Here is a 17,019-nt window from a genome sequence, read left to right on the forward strand (position 1 = left end):
GACCCCATAGGCTCGGTTGGTGCCGTTCTCCGCCCTGCTCGACGCGAACGTCTTGGTGCCAAACGTCCTCCGCGACACACTCCTTCGCGTCGCGGAGGACGATCTTTACCGTCCGCTGTGGAGCAGGGAGATTCTCGCAGAGACACGACGAACGATCCTGCGACTCCGCCCAGAGGTAAACGCCGAGCGGCTTGATGCGATGTTCGTCGATATGAACGACACCTTCGTGGACGCCATGGTAACTGGCCATGATTCGCTTATTTCTGACATGGGGAATGATGAGGGTGATCGACACGTGCTTGCAGCCGCCATCACCGGGCGAGCCGATGTCATTATCACCAACAACGTGAAGGATTTTCCGGCATCCGCAGTGGATCCGCTCCACATTGAGGTGATGCGACCGGACCGCTTTCTGTGCCTTCAGTTCGATCTTTCGCCTTCCCTCGTCATCGACGTCCTCAGAAGGCAGAGTGCAGACACGGGGCGGGCACCGGGTAAGCCTCGTTTGGCCCTCGATGATCTGCTCGAGCTCCTTCGCAGGTCTGGCGCCCCGACGTTCGCATCGCAGGTCCTGGCACAGCTCCCGGCGGCGCTCCCTCGTTCACGCTCTCCGCATCGCACCTCAGGAGCGCCGACCGTCAAGCCGGAAGTGGACAGCCTCCCGGCCCACGGGCCAGCAAGAGCGACAAAGCGGCGGACGGAGTTGCCGTCGCCCGCGCGGAGGGGCATTGACGCTTCACGTCAGACCAGGCACACCCCGCAGCAGCGCCAGCGCGGAGCGGTCGGAGCTGAGCTGGGCCAGCTCGGCGTTGATGAAGTCGGTGACGAACTCGGCGGGTGATCCCGGGAACCCGGGCCGCTCGCCGGAGTGCCACTGGTGTAGCCACGGCTCAATTTCCATCAGCCCGGCGAGCAGCGGCCGACCGGCGTCCGCTTGCGCAGCGGCATTCCTGGATTTTTACCACAGCGCGTGACGACACAGATGCCCTGCGAATGGCCATCCTCGACGCTCGAAGCTTCCGTCCGCTCTCGCTCCCGTGCGGAGCCACTGACCGGGCCGTCACATCCGAGCCGGGTCAGTCACGCCGCGGTTTGCCCGCTCGATGACCTCCTCATGGCTCAACGGGCTCTTCGGGTGGTGACTGAGGCAGACCGGGGCCTGCATCTTCACAAACACACCGCCCTCGACGGCGGCGTAGAACTGGCCAGCGGTCAGCAGGCCCACATCGGGGATGGAGCTGCCCTTCGCGCGCGCCATCTCCTGCGCCGCGTCGATCTGGGTCATGCTCGTGAGCAGACCGAAAAACTGGGTCGCGGCGTTGCCGGGTATCCGGTTGTGCAGGCCCTTCGGCGCCTGAGTAGCGAAGACGAGCCCAAGCCCGTACTTGCGGGCCTGCGAGGCCAACGCCAGGGTGCTCTGCGTGCACGCCGTCATCGCCCCGGAGGGGGCGAGCGTCTGCGCCTCGTCCATGACGAAGAGCCCGCCGAGCGGTCGGTCCCCCGCCGGGTTCCGCTTGATCCACGCGAACAGGGCCAGTTGCAGTTGGTTCACGAAGGTCTGCCGCTGCTGGTCGTCGGGAAGCCCCACGAAACTGATCACCGAGATGCGGGCCCGAAAGCCGGAGGGTGGGGTGAGCAGCTCCCCGGGGTCGACGGCGGTGCCGGTGCCACCGAATAGTGGATCGTTGACCATGGCGGCGGTCAGTAGTTGCGCCATCTTCGCGCCGATCTTGGCGCCGTCGTCGAGCTGACTCACACCCTCAGGGAGGGCGCCGAGCAGCGCGATGAATTCCCGCAGGTCACTCGCGCCGGTCCGGGCGTAGCTGGTCAGCGCCTCGCGCAGCACGGCCCGACCGAGCCGTGCCCGGTCCGTCGGCCCATCGGCGCGGGCGTGCGGGGCGAGCGCGGCCACGGCGGCGTCGACCCCGGCGGCGAAGGCGTCCGAGTCGTTGAGGATGTCGGCGAACTGCGGCAACGGCTGGAAGCTCAGCGGTCGCCCACCCTGCCAGCGGGGCGTCCACACCACGACGTCGGTGTTGGCGAGGTAGTCAGCCGCCAGGCGAGCATCATCGCCACCCCAGTTCTGCGGCGGAACCGGCCACGGATCGCCGAGGCGGGCCAGGTCGTTGTTCGGGTCAAGCACAATGGCCGAGACGCCGCGCAGAGCGCACTCCTCGACCAGTCGTCGGATCAGCACGGTCTTGCCGGATCCCGATCCGGCGAAGATCGCGGTGTGTCGCCGCAGTGCCTCCAGGTCCACCGAGACCGGCTCGTTGCCGCCAACCACCATGCCGACCGGCACGGCGTTCGCCGCCTCAACGTCGGCATTTGGCTCGACGTGCACCGCAGCCGTCGCCGGACCCGGCGCCAGGCCGTGCTCTGCGTGGGTGGTTGGCCCAGCCCTTCCATCGGGCGGTTCGGCTTCGGTGGCCACGTCGCCGAGCGCCTGCCGAAGCAGTGCGATCTTCTCCGTCGGACGTCGGCTGAGAAACCAGGGTCGCAGCGTCTCGGAGCCGTGTCTGTCGATCAGCTCCCGCAGGGCCATCAGACTCGACACATCCTGCTGGCTGAAGGGCAGTGTGCTGCCTCCCGCCGCGGTGAACGCGGCGAGGACCTCCTTGGTCCGGGTGCCGGTCGACCAGCCCGGGTTTCGCAGCAGATAGAGGCGTCGTCTCGACACTCCTTCGGCCAGACCAGCGGTGGTGCTCGCGACTCGGATCCGATTGAGTGCCGCGATGTGGTGCCGGGCGCTGACCGCCCGGAAGGACCAGTGCTGCTCGTCCTCGATCTCCTCGTTGAGGCTGAGCCGCAGACGCGCGTGCAGGGCCGGCTTACCGCCGGCCTGCGGGTCGATGCTGAACCCCTCCCAGGCCGGGCCGCGCTCCGCGATCCACGCGGTGAGACCGGCCTTCAACAGATCCGGTACGACGAAGTCCTCGGTCTCCTGCTCCAGCGCCGGACCCGGGTCGGCCCGATTGCGGAACTCAGCGAAATCCGCGTCGAAACGGGCCAGCTTCGCGCTGGTGGCAGGGTCTGCCTGCCCGGGAAGGTTGGGCACCGCGGACTGGTCCGGCGCCGTTACACGACCGGCATCCGACTCCCCGACCAGCAGATGCGACAGCTCACGAACTTCTCCAACGGCGAGGCAGCTGCGGATGTGCCGGTCGATGACGCGGAGCATCTCGCGGGGCGTGAACTGCACTGCTTCCGCAAAGGCAGTCGGCAGCACCGGCCACGTCGGGTACGGCGGGGTGAAGGCTGTCTCGTCGAAGCGTGCGGTGAATCGTCGCTGGATAATCGCCTGGCCCAGCTCGGGCGAGGGGATCTCCTTGAGCCGGACCGCCTCCCGGAAACGGTCTTGGACGGTGTCGGTGGCCTGGGACTTGATCTCCATCCAGGTGTGCGGCAGGCAGGCGACCACCGACAGGGTCCGGCGGGTCCCCTCACGCAGCGCCATCAGCCCACCGGCGACCTGTTCCAGCAGCAGCGAGGTCCGCCAGTGGTCGGGCTCGCTATCTCCCGTGGTCGCTTTGACCGACTGGGCGATCAGCAGGTCGAGCTGGTCGACCGCGATGACCGTCGGGCCGGTCAGCGCGAGCAGCCGAGAGATGTCCCGGACGATCTCCTGTGCGGACCGCTTGCCGCGCCGGATCCCCCAGACGGCCCGCTCGCCCGGCTCCTCCTCGTCGTTGGCGCAGAGGAACCCGTACCCCACGTCCTGCACGGCCGACGACTCCGCCGCTTGCAGCACCAGCGCCCGAGCGGTGCCCTGACATTCGATCCCGACCTGCCGGTCGTGCTTGCGGATGAGATCGACGAAAGCGTCCAGCGCCGTCCGGCTCAGCTCGTACTCGCCGATGATGGCGCGTCGGACCGGCCGCGGCGCGTCGACCGTCTCAGCCAGCCTCCTAAGGAAGAGTCTGAGCTGGGTCTTGCCGTCGGCGCCCGGTCGGGCGAAGCCGTCCAGGATGGACAACACGGCGTTGCTCCAGAAAGTGCTCGCCTCCAAGAGACTGACCAGGAAGAAGTAGCCACCCTCGGCCTGCACCCGCTCACGGACGTAACCGAGCAGGTGCGTCTTGCCCGTGCCGCGCTGCCCGAGCAGAGCGACACCGATCGGGCTGGAGTCGGTGCTTTGGCGCGCCTCCGCCACCCCGTCCAGGATCAACTCGACCGCGTGCTCATGCAGGCCGGCGACGTGAAAGGACGGGGGTTGCCACACATCGTCCGGGGTCGGCGCCCAGTTGAACCGGAGCGCGGTGAGCGCCCGTCGCTCGTCCTCCTCCATTACAGGCCGATGGCGAGGAGATGCTTGTGTTGATTGCCGATACTGACCGCGGCTGCCCGCTGTTCGTCCGTCATGGCCTTCTGGTTCGACTCGGACACGAGGTGCACGTCGGGCGCACGGTTGAGGTCGATGAGGGCTGCGTCGATCTGCGGGTCGGGCACCCCCGTCAACGCGGCGCGCAACGAGGCCAGCGCGATGTAGTCGCCGGGTCGGGGTGACAGCTGGGCGTACGCCGAACGGATGCGCTGCCCCAGGTCGATCCCCTCGGCCGGCTGATCCGTTGCCGGTCCGGCCGCGACGATCGGCCGGTTCGTCGCCAGCCGGAGTCGGAAGAGGTCCTTGGGCTCGGTGCCGGTGTGCTCCAGCAACCGCTGCATGAAGTCGAGAGCGGCGTAGAGGGTCGCGCCTGGCATTCCCGATCCCTTGGGCGGCTCGGCGCCGAGCTCGGCGACCGCCCGGTCATGGCCCTTCTGGGTCAGATCCAGGATCATCGGCGACCCGGTGACGACGAGGAACTCCCGGTTGACCAGATCTTCACGCTTGTCCTTCTTCAGACTGCCGAAGACCTTGAACGGCAGAGCGTCCGCGTTGATCATCAGCCGAACGAGTACGTAGCGCTGCACGGGGGTGAGTCCGTCGTGGGGCATTGTGCTCCTGAGGGTGCGAAAGCCTGCCGCGGCCACGGCGGACATCTGCGATGGGTGCCGGAGGGGTTTGATCGTCGACCGTGTGCGCAGGTCACGGTATACCGGGCCGATTCTCTCTATCGAGCGAGCACGGCGCAAGGTCCATTCTGGATCAGCGGATACCCGACAGCGAGATCGTAGTCGATTTGCAAACTGCCTGGTCGACGCCGTTTTCGCCGGCCGCCAGCGAGTCCGCCGACCATCGATCATGCCTGCTCGCTTGCCAACCAACTCGACCCCCGTGCAGCATTGCGCTCGTTACCAACAGGGCATCTCTGGTGATCTTCGCCTATCCGATCGCCGGCATTGTCCCTAGCCGTTTCTATACCGGAGGTCAGGCGTGTCGTCTGAGGTGGTCCGCTACGAGGTGGACGACAGGACGATCGCCCAGATCGAGATCGAACCGGTTGCCGGCTTTCAACCAGCCAGCGCCGGCGACGTCGCGGGTCGGGTCAGGGACGCCGCCGCACCAGCGATCGAGGCGGCCCGCGAGCTGCTTGAGCAGGTAAGGGCGTTGACACCCGACGCGGTGCAGGTCAAGTTCGGTGTCAAGGTGACTGGCACCGCGAACTGGCTCATCGCGAAGGCCGCCACCGAGGGCAACTTCGAGGTCACCCTCTCCTGGCAACCGGGAATGCCGCCGGATGACGGCACGACGTTCGACAGTTAGGGGCCCGCCGGGTGACAGTTGCGCCGACCGCCCCGTGGACCGTCGCGATCCATGCCGGTGCCAAGAACCACGGGTCCATTGGTGCCGGCTTCGTCATCGACTCGAATCTCATTCTCACCTGCGAGCACGTGGCCTTCGTCAACGGCGAACTCCGCGACGACCTGTGGATCTCCTTTCCCAGGGCAGGCGTCACCTACTGGAATCGTCGGCAGGTCCGTCAGTGCCTGCACAATGGCCGAATCGAGCAGCACCTCGACCTGGTACTTCTCGAGCTCGTGGAGCCGGTGCCCGCCGCCGTGGCAGCAGCGCGATTGAGGATTTTGCCGGCCGAGGCACTCGGCGGTAGACCGTGGTGGGCGTACGGCTTTCCGCAGGACACCGAAGGTGGCCGTCCGGCTTATGGTCGGGTTGGCGACGAAGGCGGCTGGGGCCGGGTCCGCCTCATCTCGGAGTCAGAGCCCGGCGTCGCCAAGGGTTTCAGCGGCGCGGCCCTGTGGTCACCCGACTACGAGGCCGTGGTGGGAATCCTGTTGGAGGCCGACGCCGCCGGTCACGGTCAGGCGCTGACTCTTTCCCACATCGACGCGCTGATGCCGGAACTGAAGCTGACCTCGCTCGCCCGGTGGCGAGCCGAGGACGCCGATGACGCGGCGCTCGCCGCCTGGGGTTGGACGCTCGCGACCGACGACGAGGCAGGGCGACACTGGTTACCCCGGGCCCGCGGGGTCGCGGTCGCCACCGAGCCCGGCTCCCGATTCCGGGGGCGCGAGGTCGCGTTGCGCCGGTTGGCCGACTGGCTGGGCAATGACGAGCCCGCGGGTCGGCCCATGATCGTCACTGGATCCCCCGGGGTCGGGAAGTCAGCGGTCCTCGGCCGCATCGTCAGTACCGCCGACGCGACGATCAGAGCGACGTTGCCGGCGTCCGACTCCGCCTGGCGGGCCAGGCTCGGCTCGGTGTCCTGCGCTGTCCATGCCAAGGGCAAGAGCGCATTGGACGTGGCGACCGAGGTCGCCCGCGCCGCCGGAATCGTGCTACCGGAACGTGTCAGCGAACTCGTTCCGGCGTTGCGGGAGCGCCTCGCCCGCCGACCGGCGCGGATCAACGTCGTGGTGGACGCGCTGGACGAGACATCCAGCCCGGAACAGGCCCGACTGCTGGTCGACGAGGTTCTTCTGCCGCTGGCCAGCAGCGCCGATGTCGGTGTCCAGGTCGTCGTCGGCAGCCGGCGTTCCGACGATCACGGCGACCTGATCGGCTGCTTCGGCGACGACGTTGACCTGATCGACCTTGACGCACCGGAGTTCTTCGCCGAGTCGGATCTGGTCGACTATGCCTGCGCGACTCTTCAACTTCGGGGAGCCGAGCGTCCCGGCAACCCGTACGCCGACGAAGCCGTAGCCGTTCCGGTCGCGCGGCGGATCGCAGAACTCGCGAACGGCAACTTTCTCGTCGCCGGGCTGGTCGCGCGGGCGCGGGCGCTGCGGGACACCGTGGCCATCGACCCCACCCGGGTGACCTTCAGCGGAACGGTTGCGGACGCCCTGGACACCTATCTGACCTCGCTTCCCGACGCGGGTTCCGCACCGGCCCGGTTGGCGTTGACCGCCCTGGCGTACGCCGAATCACCCGGGTTGCCGCTGTCGCTCTGGCAGAGCGCGGTAGCGGCGCTCGACGGGCTTGCCACCGAGGCTGAACTGGGTGAGTTCGCCCGAACCTCGGCCGCGAACTTCCTGGTCGAGACGGGCGGCGCGGAACGGCCCACGTACCGGTTGTTCCACCAAGCTCTCAACGACGCCCTGCTGGCCGCCCGCGCGGACGTGACCAGCCTGGATGCCGACGAACGGCGCCTGTTCCGCGGGTGGTCGGCGATCGGTCGGGAGAGTAACTGGGCGGCGGCGCCCGACTACCTGCTGCGGTCGCTGCCTGGGCACGCCGCCCGCGCCGGGTGCGTCGACGACCTTCTCGACGACGACACGTACCTCCTGCACGCCCAGCTTGACCGCCTGCTCCGGGTAACCAGCTCGGCGCAGAGCGACGCCGCCCGCTCCCGAACACACCTCCTGCAGCGCACTCCGGCCGCCATCGGCGCGGCGCCGGCGGTACGGGCCGCGCTCTTCTCCGTCGTCGACAAGCTCGACGGCCTGCACAGCAACGTCTCATCGGCCGGTGCGCCCTACCATGCGCGCTGGGCCCGAACCCCACCTCGGCAGGAACGCGGAGTCTTCGAAAGCCATGCACAGGGCGTCTACGACATCTGCCCGATCACTGTGGCCGGTCGTAATCTCCTGGCCTCCGCCGGTGAGGATGGCACGGTACGTCTCTGGGACCCGCTCACCAACCGCTCCGAAAGCCTGCTCAGCTGCCACGACGACTGTGTGCGCAGCATGTGCACGATTCGGGTGGGCGGCGAGACGCTGCTCGCCACCGCCAGCCACGACGGGTTGGTCTGCATCTGGGATCCGCTCAGCGGCCAGCCGGTGCACACCTTCCGCGGGCACGGCGACTGGGTCCGTGGAGTGTGCGCGGTGCCGCTGCCCACCGGTGACCTGCTCGCCTCGGCTGGCGACGACCGAACGGTCCGGGTCTGGGATCTGGCCACCGGAACGCTACGCCACACTCTGACCGGCCATACCGACTGGGCCACCGCCGTGACGCATCTGCCGACCGGCGGGCCGGGGGTGCTCGCGTCGGCCGGGCTCGACGGGGCCGTGCGGCTGTGGAATCCGGTGACCGGTGAGCCCCTCACGACACTCGCCGGACACACCGGATGGGTGACGACCCTCTGCGCGGTCCGCGCTGGGGCGCGGACGTTGCTCGCGTCAGCGGGCCACGACGGCCTGGCCCGGTTGTGGGACGCCGCCACCGGGAGTCTGGTTCGCGAGTTCGCGGTCGGCACCGGACCGGTGACCGACCTGTGCACGATCGACGCCGGCGGCGTGACCCTGCTCGCCTGCACCGGGGAGGACGGCGTCATCCGGCTCTGGGATGTCACCTCCGGCGTCGAGCATCCCAGTCTGCGGGGACACGCAAGCTGGATCCGCGCCGTCTGTGAATTTTCAATGACCGATCGCAAGGTCCTCGTGACGGCTGGGGACGACGGCACGATCCGACTGTGGAACCCGGACGCCGAACTTGCCGACCGGCCCACTGCCGATGGGCAGGTCGGGCGGGTCACCGCACTCTGCACCATCCAGGTGGAAGGCGAGCGGCTGCTCGCCTCGGGCGGTAGCGACGGCAGCGTACGACTCTGGAATCCGGCCGACGGCACGCCACGCGGGGAGTTCCACAGCCGGTTCGGCCCGATCAACGGCCTCGCCCCCCTCGGCAGCAACTCGACCCTCCTGCTCACCGGTCACGACGACGGGAGCACCCGGCTCTGGGACACCGCGTCGTTACCGACGCTGAAGCAGGTCATGGGCGGGCACTCGGATCCGGTCAACGCAATCTGTGTCATCGACGCCGACGACGGGCAGATCGTGGCGTCGGCCGGGGACGACAAGATGGTGCGCCTATGGATGCCGGCGACCGGGGCCCTACGGAACAGCCTCCCCGGGCACCCGGGAGGGCTCACCGCCCTCACGATCGTCACGCGTGAGGGCCGCCAGGTCCTGGCCTCAGCGGACGACACCGGAACCATGCGGCTCTGGGACAGTGACGGTGGCCCGCTGTGGAAGCAACGCGTCCACCACGACGCGGTGGGCGCGCTCGGTTCCGTCACCGTGCACTCCGACATGATGCTGGTCTCGGGCGGGGCGGACGGCACGATCCGACTGTCGGACCCGGCCGACGGCCGCCCGGTCGCCATCCTGTCCGGGCACACCGATGCGGTCACCGCCCTCCGCCCGATGCCGTACGGGGATCGGGAGGTCCTGGCCTCGACCAGCCTGGACTGCACCGTCCGGATCTGGGATCCGGAAACGCACCGGCTGGTCCGGAGTATTCCGGTCCGGCACCCCGCACTGACCTGCCACGTCGTTGACGAAACGCTGGTCGTTGGGCTGGAGCATGGGCTGCTGGCCCTGATGATCACGGACCAGCCCAACACCCATGGCTCCGCCCGCCACTAATGCTGGTCGCGCCTGTGCATCCCCGCTGGCACCACTCACTCCAGCAGACTTCTGATGTCGGCGGCGGTGAACTGCGTGGAGGCGAACTCGCCACCGTCCAGGACGCTGCTGAACAGCTCCGCCCTACGAGCTGCAACGCCATCACCTCCTCCTCGATGGTGTCCTTGGCGACCATCCGGTACACCATGACGTCGCGGGTCTGGCCGATCCGGTGCGTCCGGGCCACCGGTCGCCGTCCGTGCTACGTGGCGTAGTAGCGGATCAGGCTGGCCAGCCGCTTCGCCTTCCGGTTGACTCAATTGGGCGCCGCATGTCGCATGGCTCGCCTAACCGAGGGTATGCGCCCGGGATGAGGGCCAGTTTCCGGCTTGGCCGGATCGCGGGGGTGCCGGTCGGCGTCAACTGGAGCGTCCTGGTCATCTTCGGGTTGATCGCGTGGGCCCTGGCCGCCAACCAGTTCCCGCGTTCGTACCCGGACCGCTCGCCCGTGGCGTACACCCTCGCCGGTCTGGCCGCGGCGGTGGTCTTCTTCGTCGGCCTGCTCGCCCACGAGGTGTCGCACGCCGTGGTGGCCAAGCGCAACGGGCTGACCGTCGACGGCATCACGCTGTGGCTGTTCGGTGGGGTGGCCGAGTTGCGGGGCGAGCCGCGCGACCCCGGCGCGGAGCTGCGGATCGCGGGCGTTGGTCCGCTGGTCAGCCTGCTGCTCGGGGCGTTCTTCGGTGTCATCGCGTTGCTGTTCGCGCTGGCCGGGCAGGGTGGGCTGCTCTTCGGCGCGATCGCGTGGCTGGCCGGCATCAACGTGCTCCTGGCGGTCTTCAACGTGCTGCCGGCCGCACCGCTGGACGGTGGCCGGCTGCTGCGCGCCGCGGTGTGGAAGGCCACCGGCGACCGGAGCCGGGCCTCGGTGGTGGCCGCCCGGGCCGGCTGGGTGCTCGGCGCGCTGCTCATCGGCCTCGGGCTGTGGCGGTTCCTGTCCGGTGTCGGCTTCGGCGGGCTCTGGTTGGTGCTGATCGGCTGGTTCCTGATCGGCGCCGCCGGGGTGGAGGAGCGGCAGGCCCGCGCCGGAAGCGCGCTGCGCGGAATCCGGGTCGCCGACGTGATGACGCCGCAGCCGCAGACCGCCTCGGCGGACATGACGGTCGCCGACTTCGTGGACCACTACCTCTTCGCGTACCGGCACTCGGCGCTGCCGCTGACCGAGGATGGCCGACCGACCGGCCTGGTCACCGTGGACCGGGTGCGGGGCGTACCGGCCGAGCGGCGCGCGTCGACCACGCTGGCCGAGGTGGCCTGCCGGGCCGACGATCTGGTGCTCGCCCGGCCGGGTGAACAGCTCAACGACCTGCTCCCCCGGCTCAACGAGTGCGCCGACGGTCGCGCCCTGGTGGTGAGCGACGACGGCATGCTCACCGGCATCGTCTCCCCCAGCGACATCAGCCGTGCCGTCCAGCGCGGCAGCCTGCGCACCCCGGCCGGTCAGCGGGGGAAGTAGCGGTCCAGCAGGTCGGTGCGGAACGTGCCGGTCGGGTCCAGGCGGGTCAGCAGGGCGGCGAAGTCGGCGTGGCGGGGGTAGCGGGCGGCCAGCTCGGTCGGGGCGGTGACGAAGACCTTGCCCCAGTGCGGGCGGGGCGCGAACGGCGCCAGGCTGTCCTCCACCTCGGCCAGCACCGGCAGCACCGCGTCGGCGTCGTCGACCCAGGTGAAGTGGACCACGAAGCTGTCCCGCCTGTGGTTCGGGCTGAGCCACAGCTCGTCGGCGGCCACCGTGCGCAGCTCGCACACGTGCAACACCGGGGCGATCAGGTGCGCCACCTCGGCCAGCGCGGCGAGCGCCCCGGCCGCCGCCGTACGCGGCAGGTGGTACTCGGACTGGAGTTCGTCACCGCTGCTCGGGGTGAAGCCGAGCTTGAAGTGCGGTAACCGCTCGTGCCACGGGCCCGGCACGCCGAGCTGTGGGGTGCAGTTCTCCGCCGGCATGCCGAGCACCGGGTGTCGCGGCTGGTCGGCGGCCGTGGTGCCGAGCCAGTCCGCCTCCGGCGGCGGCTGGTTCGCGAGCTGTTTGCGCCACACCTCCCGCAGGCGCGGGGTACGCCAGTCGGTGAACACGCTCACGCTGTACGCCGAGTCGAGCGCCTCGTCCAGCGCCTCGACGGGCAGGTCGAGGCGCACGTACTGGCGCAGCTCGAACGCCGGCACCAGGTCCAGGGTGACCCGGGTGACCAGGCCGAGCGCGCCGAGCCCGACCACCATGCCGGCGAACGTGTCGCCGTCGGTGTCGCGGTCCACGTGCGTCAGGTCCCCATCGGCGGTGACCAGCTCCAGGGCGGCGACCGAGGTGGCCAGGTTGCCGTGGGTGGGGCCGGAGCCGTGGGTGGCGGTGGCCACCGCGCCGGCGACCGAGATGTGCGGCAGCGAGGCGAGGTTGGCCAGCGCGTACCCCTGGGTGTGCAGGTGTCCGGCGAGGTCGCCGTAGCGCATCGCCCCGCTCACGGTGACCTGCCCGCGCTCGCGGTCCACCTCCACGGTCGGGGGCAGGCCGGCGAGACTGACCAGGTCGCCCTCGGTGTCGCCGAGGCGGTTGAAGGAGTGTCCGGTGCCCACCGCGCGGATCCGGGAGCTGCCGGCGACCAGCCGGCGCACCTCGTCGACGGTGGTGGGGCTGTGGAACTCCCGCGCGGCGTAGCGCACGTTGCCGGCCCAGTTGCGGCGTGGCACGTCGCTGCTCGACGTCAGGTGCTGTCCCTGCGCGGTCATGGGGCGGTCTCCCGATCGGTGGACTGGTGGTCGGCCAACGCGGCGATGAGGGCGTCCAGAACCGTATCCGTCTGGAACGTGTGGTAACCGCGTTGGGCGATCGGCAGACCGGCGGCCGTGGCGCGTTCGATCTCGCCCCGGGCCGCCTGCCGGGTCGCCGCGTCCCCGGACATCAGGGCGTCCTGGCCGCGTCGGATCAACCGGTCGACCCGATCCATCTGGTAGCCACGCAGGCCGACCGGGAGGTCCGGGGCCGCGAAGGCGGCGCGGCGCAGAGCGACCAGGTCGACGAAGCGGTCCCCGGCGCAGCGCGCCAGCGCCTCGGCCACCTGCTCGGGTTGCTCCCGGACCTGGTCGAAGACGAGCAGCTCGATGGCCGGCCGGCCGTCGATCGAGTGGCGGGCGGTGACCGGCTCGAACGTCACACCCGGGGCGGGCACCAGCAGCAGGCGCGGCGGTGTCGAGTAGCCGTCGTGGCGGGGCGGCTCGTCGAGGACCAGCGCGTCGACCTCGGCCCACCGGATCTCCCGGCGCAGGCCGGGCCGCCGGATGCTGAGCCCTTCCGGGGTGATCCCGAAGCGGAACGGCCGCATCGCGCTGACCAGCGCCACCGCGCCGAGCGCGATCGCACCCACGGCGACGATCGTCCGTAGCAGGGCGCCGTCGCTGGGGTAGACCAACAGGAGCACCCCACCGAGTACGCACACCAGGGCGAGCACCCGGGCCCCCCGGCTCCGGCGCAGCTCCACGCTCGGACCCCCGTTCATGACCGTGGCGTCGGTCCCCGCATCCTCTGACAGACCGGGCGCCACGGACACCGGACGATCGGGCACGGTTGTTCTCGCCATCGTCGGGGAACCCTACGCCCATGAGCAGCTACCGTGATCCGGCCCTGCGGGGCGACGTGTATCCGTCGGAGGAGGAGCTGGACCCGACCGGCAGCGCTGTCGAGCCGGCCAGCGCCCCGCCGGGCGTCCGGTTGTCGAGCCACCCGTCGCCCACGCCCGGCCCCCGTCCGACACCCGCCCCCGCGCCCGCGCCGACGCCCGTACCGTCGCCCGGTCCGCCGCCGCGCGAACCCGCCGCCGGGCCGCAGTCGATCGTGACGCGCCACCTGGACGGCTCGGTCGAGGTGGTCACCGACCTCGACGGGGACGGCGTCGCCGACGTCGTCCAGATCGATGTGGACGGCGACGGCGTACCGGACATCACCTATGTGGACAGCGACCGCGACGGCCGGCTGGACACCGTGCTGCGCGACCCGGGCGCGGTCGGCGCCCACCGGGGCGCCTGACCGGCCGGTCGGCTCACAGGTTCGCCAGCACCTCGGTCGCGACCAGGTCGAGGTGGTCCAGGTCGGTCAGGTCGAGCACCTGGAGGTAGAGCCGCTGGCTGCCGATCTTCGCGTACCGGCCGATGGTGTCCAGGACCTCGTCGGGCGTGCCGGCGAGACCGTTGGCCCGCAGCTCGTCCGGCTCGCGGCCGATGGCGGCGGCCCGGCGGGCCACCTCGGCGTCGTTGCGCCCGCAGCAGAGCACCAGGGCGTTGGACCAGACCAGGTCGCCTGGGTCCCGACCGATCTCGGCGCACGCCGCGCGGACCCGCTCGAACTGCGCCGCCGAGTCCGCCGGCGAGGCGAACGGCAGGTTGAACTCGTCGGCGTAGCGGGCGGCCAGCCGGGGCGTGCGCTTCGGGCCCATCCCGCCGAGCAGGATCGGCGGGCGGGGCTGCTGCACCGGCTTGGGCAGGGCCGGGGAGTCGCTGACCGGGTAGTACCGGCCAGCGTGGCTGAACCGCTGCCCGGTCGGGGTGGACCACAGCCCGGTGATGACCGCGAGCTGCTCCTCCAGCCGGTCGAACCGCTCGCCCAGAGCCGGGAACGGAATGCCGTACGCGGTGTGCTCCTCGGCGTACCAGCCGGTGCCGATGCCCAGCTCCACCCGACCGCCGCTCATCTGGTCGACCTGCGCCACGGTGATGGCCAGCGGGCCGGGCAGCCGGAAGGTGGCGGCGGTCATCAGGGTGCCGAGCCGGATGCGGCTGGTGTCGCGGGCCAGGCCGGCGAGCGTGGTCCACGCGTCGGTGGGGCCGGGGTCGCCGCTCCCCGCGCCCATCCTGAGATAGTGGTCGGACCGGAAGAACGCGCCGAAGCCGTCATCCTCGGCGCGGCGGGCCACCGCGAGCACCTGGTCGTAGGTGGCGCCCTGCTGGGGCTCGGTGAAGATCCGCAGTTCCATGGTCCGAGCATAGGTAGCCGCACCGGCCACCGCCCGTCCTCGTCATATACCTTGGCAGACATATAACGGAGAAGGAATATTAGGTAGATGTCCACCGACGCCTTCACCGTCCTCGCCGAGCCCACCCGACGCCGGATCCTCGACGCGCTCCGCGACGCCGACCGCAGTGTGGGCGAATTGGTCGACGGGCTGGGGGTCAGCCAGCCGGCCGTCTCCAAACACCTGCGGGTGCTGCGCGAGGCCGGCTTCGTCTCCTGCCGGACCGCGGCGCGGCAGCGGATCTACCGCCTCGAGCCGGGCCCGCTGCGAGCGGTGGACGGCTGGCTCGCCCCGTACCGCCGGCTCTGGACCCGGCACCTGGACGCCCTGCAACGGCACCTGGACAGTCAGGAGCAGTGAATGAACCGCGACGCATTCCGCCCGAGCCCACCCGCAGACGTGCGCGCCGAGCCCACCGACGGCGGCGCCATCCTGGTCTTCGTCCGTGACCTGCGGCAGCCGCCGGCCACCGTGTGGGCGGCGCTGACCGACCCGACCCAACTCGCCCAGTGGGCCCCGTTCCTCGCCGACCGGAACCTCGGTGACCCCGGCGCCGCCGTGCTCACCCTCGTCGACGGCGAGACCACCCAGGAGCAACCGGCGACGGTACGACGGGCCGAGCCGCCCCACCTGCTGGAGTACACCTGGGGCGACGACCTGCTGCGCTGGGAGCTGACCCCACTGGGCGCCGGCACCCGGCTCACCCTGCGGCACAGCGTCGCCGACCCGGCCCTGCTCCCGATGGTCGCCGCCGGCTGGCACCTCTGCCTCGACGTGGCCGACCGGCTGCTCGACGGCGACCCGGTCGGCCCGATCCGGGGCGCCGAGGCCAAGGACTTCGGCTGGCCCGCGCTGCGCGACACGTACGCCGAGCAGCTCGACGCCGAGTGACCGCCGCCCCTCCTCAGACGTACGGCCGGGTGGCGTACGCGGTGCGCAGCGCGGCCAACCCGGCCGCCTTCGGCGACAGCGTGCCCCACCCGGAGTTGAAGTAGTTGGTCCGCGCGATCAACGGGCCACGCTCGGCGTTGAGCTGGGCGATCGCCGCCGGAACGGTGCGGATCCAGGCCGCCTGGTCCGGGATCTGGGCCGCCCGCACCCCGTACTCCGCGATGATCACGGGCCGGGACAGCGCCACCGGGCCGAGGTCCGCCACCGCCCAGTCCTTCGTCCGGCGGAAGCGGGCCAGCGCGGTCTGGCCGACGGCTGTCGCGTAGGCGTTCCACTGCAGGTAGTCCAGCCGCGACATCAGCGTCTCCGGGTGGGTGCGCTGGAAGCACGCCCGGTCAAACCCGCCCACCCCGACCGAGAAGGTCGTCCCGGCGGGCAACGTGCGGGCCTTGAACCAGGTGACGATGTAGGTCATGGCCTGCACCGCCCGCCGGTCCGACTCGGCCCAGGTGTACGCCTTGCCAGCCTCGGTCGTGCCGAACTCGTGGTCCGTGTCCAACTCGGACGCGAGCTGGATGTTCACCCCGAAACCGAGCGCCCGGTACTGGGACAGGGCACGCGCGAACAACCCGTCGCACTGGCCGTTGAGCACCTGGGTGTACCCGTACGCCTTCGGCCAGGTGGTGCCGGGACGCTGCTGGATGGTCATCGACGGCGCCGGCACGGTGTAGGTGACGCCGTCCACCGTGAAGGTCTGCGGCCCGGCGTTCGGAGCGCCGTAGTGCTTCAGCTCAAGGACCATGTTGATCTGCATCCCGGCCTTGCCCAGGTTGATGAGCCAGGGCCGGTTGTAGCCGGGAAAGATGTACCCGTCGGCGAAGCTGCGGTACTGGGTCAGCGAGCGGAAGTTGCCACCGGCCATGTCGGCCGTCGGGTCGGCGCCTCCGGACAGGTAGTAGCCCCCGAGGACCGGCTGGCGCAGGCTGTAGTCGACGCCGGCCGTCGCGGTGTTGCCGGCCGCGTCGCGAACCTGGACGGTGACCCGGGGCATCACGCCACCGCCCGGTACACGGCAACTGAGCCGTTGTCGGAGACCCGGGACCAGGTACGCCCGGAGTTGTCGGTCACGGTCACGGCCAGCGGATCGATGACCGCGGTGACCTTGACCGGCGCGCTGCTGTTGCCCTGCGCGTCGGTGACCACGATGGTGACGGTCAGCGGTTTGGTGTCGGCGTCGGAGTACGTGACGGTCAGCAGCATCTGGTCACCCGGCGCGAAGACGGACGCGTTCAGGGCTGCGGTCGCGGTAGGAGCCGCCATGTCAGGGCCTCTCTCTGATGAGGTCGCCGGGGCGGACGCGCGGGTGAGCGACGCCGGACCA

At 70.3% G+C, this 17,019-nt stretch carries 14 protein-coding genes and 1 pseudogene; 7 read left to right on the forward strand and 8 right to left on the reverse strand.

Annotated features, from left to right (window positions below):
• Positions 1 to 19 precede the first annotated feature (19 nt).
• Positions 20 to 841, forward strand: coding sequence for a putative toxin-antitoxin system toxin component, PIN family (locus tag ACFYPH_RS09090; protein WP_387180362.1), 822 nt, complete (start codon positions 20 to 22; stop codon positions 839 to 841).
• On the opposite strand, the pseudogene ACFYPH_RS09095 reads toward ACFYPH_RS09090, so the two are convergent.
• From ACFYPH_RS09095 to ACFYPH_RS09105, 3 genes and pseudogenes are all read right to left on the reverse strand, one after another.
• Positions 818 to 901 (reverse strand): annotated as a pseudogene (locus ACFYPH_RS09095) (hypothetical protein); the annotation flags it as partial. The gene ACFYPH_RS09090 and the pseudogene ACFYPH_RS09095 sit on opposite strands and share 24 nt — an antisense overlap.
• 159 nt (positions 902 to 1,060) lie before the next feature.
• On the reverse strand, positions 1,061 to 4,288 hold the full coding sequence (locus tag ACFYPH_RS09100; protein WP_387180365.1) for an ATP-binding protein: 3,228 nt from the start codon (positions 4,286 to 4,288) through the stop codon (positions 1,061 to 1,063).
• Positions 4,288 to 4,980: a hypothetical protein gene (locus ACFYPH_RS09105; protein WP_387180368.1), complete on the reverse strand. Its 693-nt coding sequence runs from the start codon at positions 4,978 to 4,980 to the stop codon at positions 4,288 to 4,290. Before ACFYPH_RS09105 ends, ACFYPH_RS09100 begins: the two co-directional genes overlap by 1 nt.
• A gap of 346 nt (positions 4,981 to 5,326) precedes the next feature.
• Here ACFYPH_RS09105 and ACFYPH_RS09110 point away from each other — a divergent pair, with 346 nt between their 5' ends.
• The 3 genes from ACFYPH_RS09110 to ACFYPH_RS09120 all read left to right on the forward strand — a co-directional run bounded on the left by ACFYPH_RS09110 (position 5,327) and on the right by ACFYPH_RS09120 (position 11,209).
• Positions 5,327 to 5,644, forward strand: coding sequence for a CU044_2847 family protein (locus tag ACFYPH_RS09110; protein ID WP_387180371.1), 318 nt, complete (start codon positions 5,327 to 5,329; stop codon positions 5,642 to 5,644).
• Positions 5,645 to 5,655: 11 nt separating this feature from the next.
• Entirely contained in the window at positions 5,656 to 9,714 is a 4,059-nt protein-coding gene (locus tag ACFYPH_RS09115) for a hypothetical protein (RefSeq protein ID WP_387180373.1), read from the forward strand.
• Between the two features lie 349 nt (positions 9,715 to 10,063).
• Positions 10,064 to 11,209, forward strand: a complete 1,146-nt coding sequence (locus ACFYPH_RS09120; RefSeq protein WP_355064131.1) for a site-2 protease family protein — start codon at positions 10,064 to 10,066, stop codon at positions 11,207 to 11,209.
• Here ACFYPH_RS09120 and ACFYPH_RS09125 read toward each other — a convergent pair.
• Together ACFYPH_RS09125 and ACFYPH_RS09130 are read right to left on the reverse strand one after the other, a co-directional pair.
• Positions 11,194 to 12,471 (reverse strand): FAD-binding protein, encoded by a 1,278-nt coding sequence (locus ACFYPH_RS09125; RefSeq protein WP_355064130.1) that lies wholly within the window; start codon positions 12,469 to 12,471, stop codon positions 11,194 to 11,196. The two genes, ACFYPH_RS09120 and ACFYPH_RS09125, sit on opposite strands and share 16 nt — an antisense overlap.
• Complete coding sequence (locus tag ACFYPH_RS09130) at positions 12,468 to 13,238, reverse strand: hypothetical protein (protein WP_387180378.1); 771 nt, start codon at positions 13,236 to 13,238, stop codon at positions 12,468 to 12,470. Before ACFYPH_RS09130 ends, ACFYPH_RS09125 begins: the two co-directional genes overlap by 4 nt.
• A 101-nt stretch (positions 13,239 to 13,339) precedes the next feature.
• Between ACFYPH_RS09130 and ACFYPH_RS09135 the strand changes: the two genes are divergently transcribed.
• Positions 13,340 to 13,765 carry a hypothetical protein gene (locus ACFYPH_RS09135; protein WP_387180380.1) on the forward strand — a complete coding sequence of 142 codons (426 nt, stop codon included), beginning with the start codon at positions 13,340 to 13,342 and terminating at the stop codon, positions 13,763 to 13,765.
• Positions 13,766 to 13,778: 13 nt separating this feature from the next.
• Here the strand turns inward: ACFYPH_RS09135 and ACFYPH_RS09140 are convergent, their stop codons facing one another.
• Positions 13,779 to 14,708: an LLM class F420-dependent oxidoreductase gene (locus tag ACFYPH_RS09140; protein ID WP_354856287.1), complete on the reverse strand. Its 930-nt coding sequence runs from the start codon at positions 14,706 to 14,708 to the stop codon at positions 13,779 to 13,781.
• Positions 14,709 to 14,795: 87 nt separating this feature from the next.
• Here ACFYPH_RS09140 and ACFYPH_RS09145 point away from each other — a divergent pair, with 87 nt between their 5' ends.
• Positions 14,796 to 15,107 (forward strand): metalloregulator ArsR/SmtB family transcription factor, encoded by a 312-nt coding sequence (locus ACFYPH_RS09145; protein ID WP_354856288.1) that lies wholly within the window; start codon positions 14,796 to 14,798, stop codon positions 15,105 to 15,107.
• The gene (locus ACFYPH_RS09150; protein WP_387180384.1) at positions 15,108 to 15,638 is read left to right on the forward strand and encodes an SRPBCC family protein; all 531 of its coding nucleotides are present in this window, start codon (positions 15,108 to 15,110) and stop codon (positions 15,636 to 15,638) included.
• 13 nt (positions 15,639 to 15,651) lie between these two features.
• Here ACFYPH_RS09150 and ACFYPH_RS09155 read toward each other — a convergent pair whose 3' ends face one another.
• Together ACFYPH_RS09155 and ACFYPH_RS09160 are read right to left on the reverse strand one after the other, a co-directional pair.
• The gene (locus ACFYPH_RS09155; RefSeq protein WP_387180387.1) at positions 15,652 to 16,689 is read right to left on the reverse strand and encodes a hypothetical protein; all 1,038 of its coding nucleotides are present in this window, start codon (positions 16,687 to 16,689) and stop codon (positions 15,652 to 15,654) included.
• Positions 16,689 to 16,958 carry a hypothetical protein gene (locus tag ACFYPH_RS09160; RefSeq protein ID WP_354856293.1) on the reverse strand — a complete coding sequence of 90 codons (270 nt, stop codon included), beginning with the start codon at positions 16,956 to 16,958 and terminating at the stop codon, positions 16,689 to 16,691. Before ACFYPH_RS09160 ends, ACFYPH_RS09155 begins: the two co-directional genes overlap by 1 nt.
• Positions 16,959 to 17,019 lie beyond the last annotated feature (61 nt).

Origin of the sequence: Micromonospora sp. NPDC005252 (assembly GCF_042872475.1) — a bacterium.
Lineage (GTDB): Bacteria > Actinomycetota > Actinomycetes > Mycobacteriales > Micromonosporaceae > Micromonospora.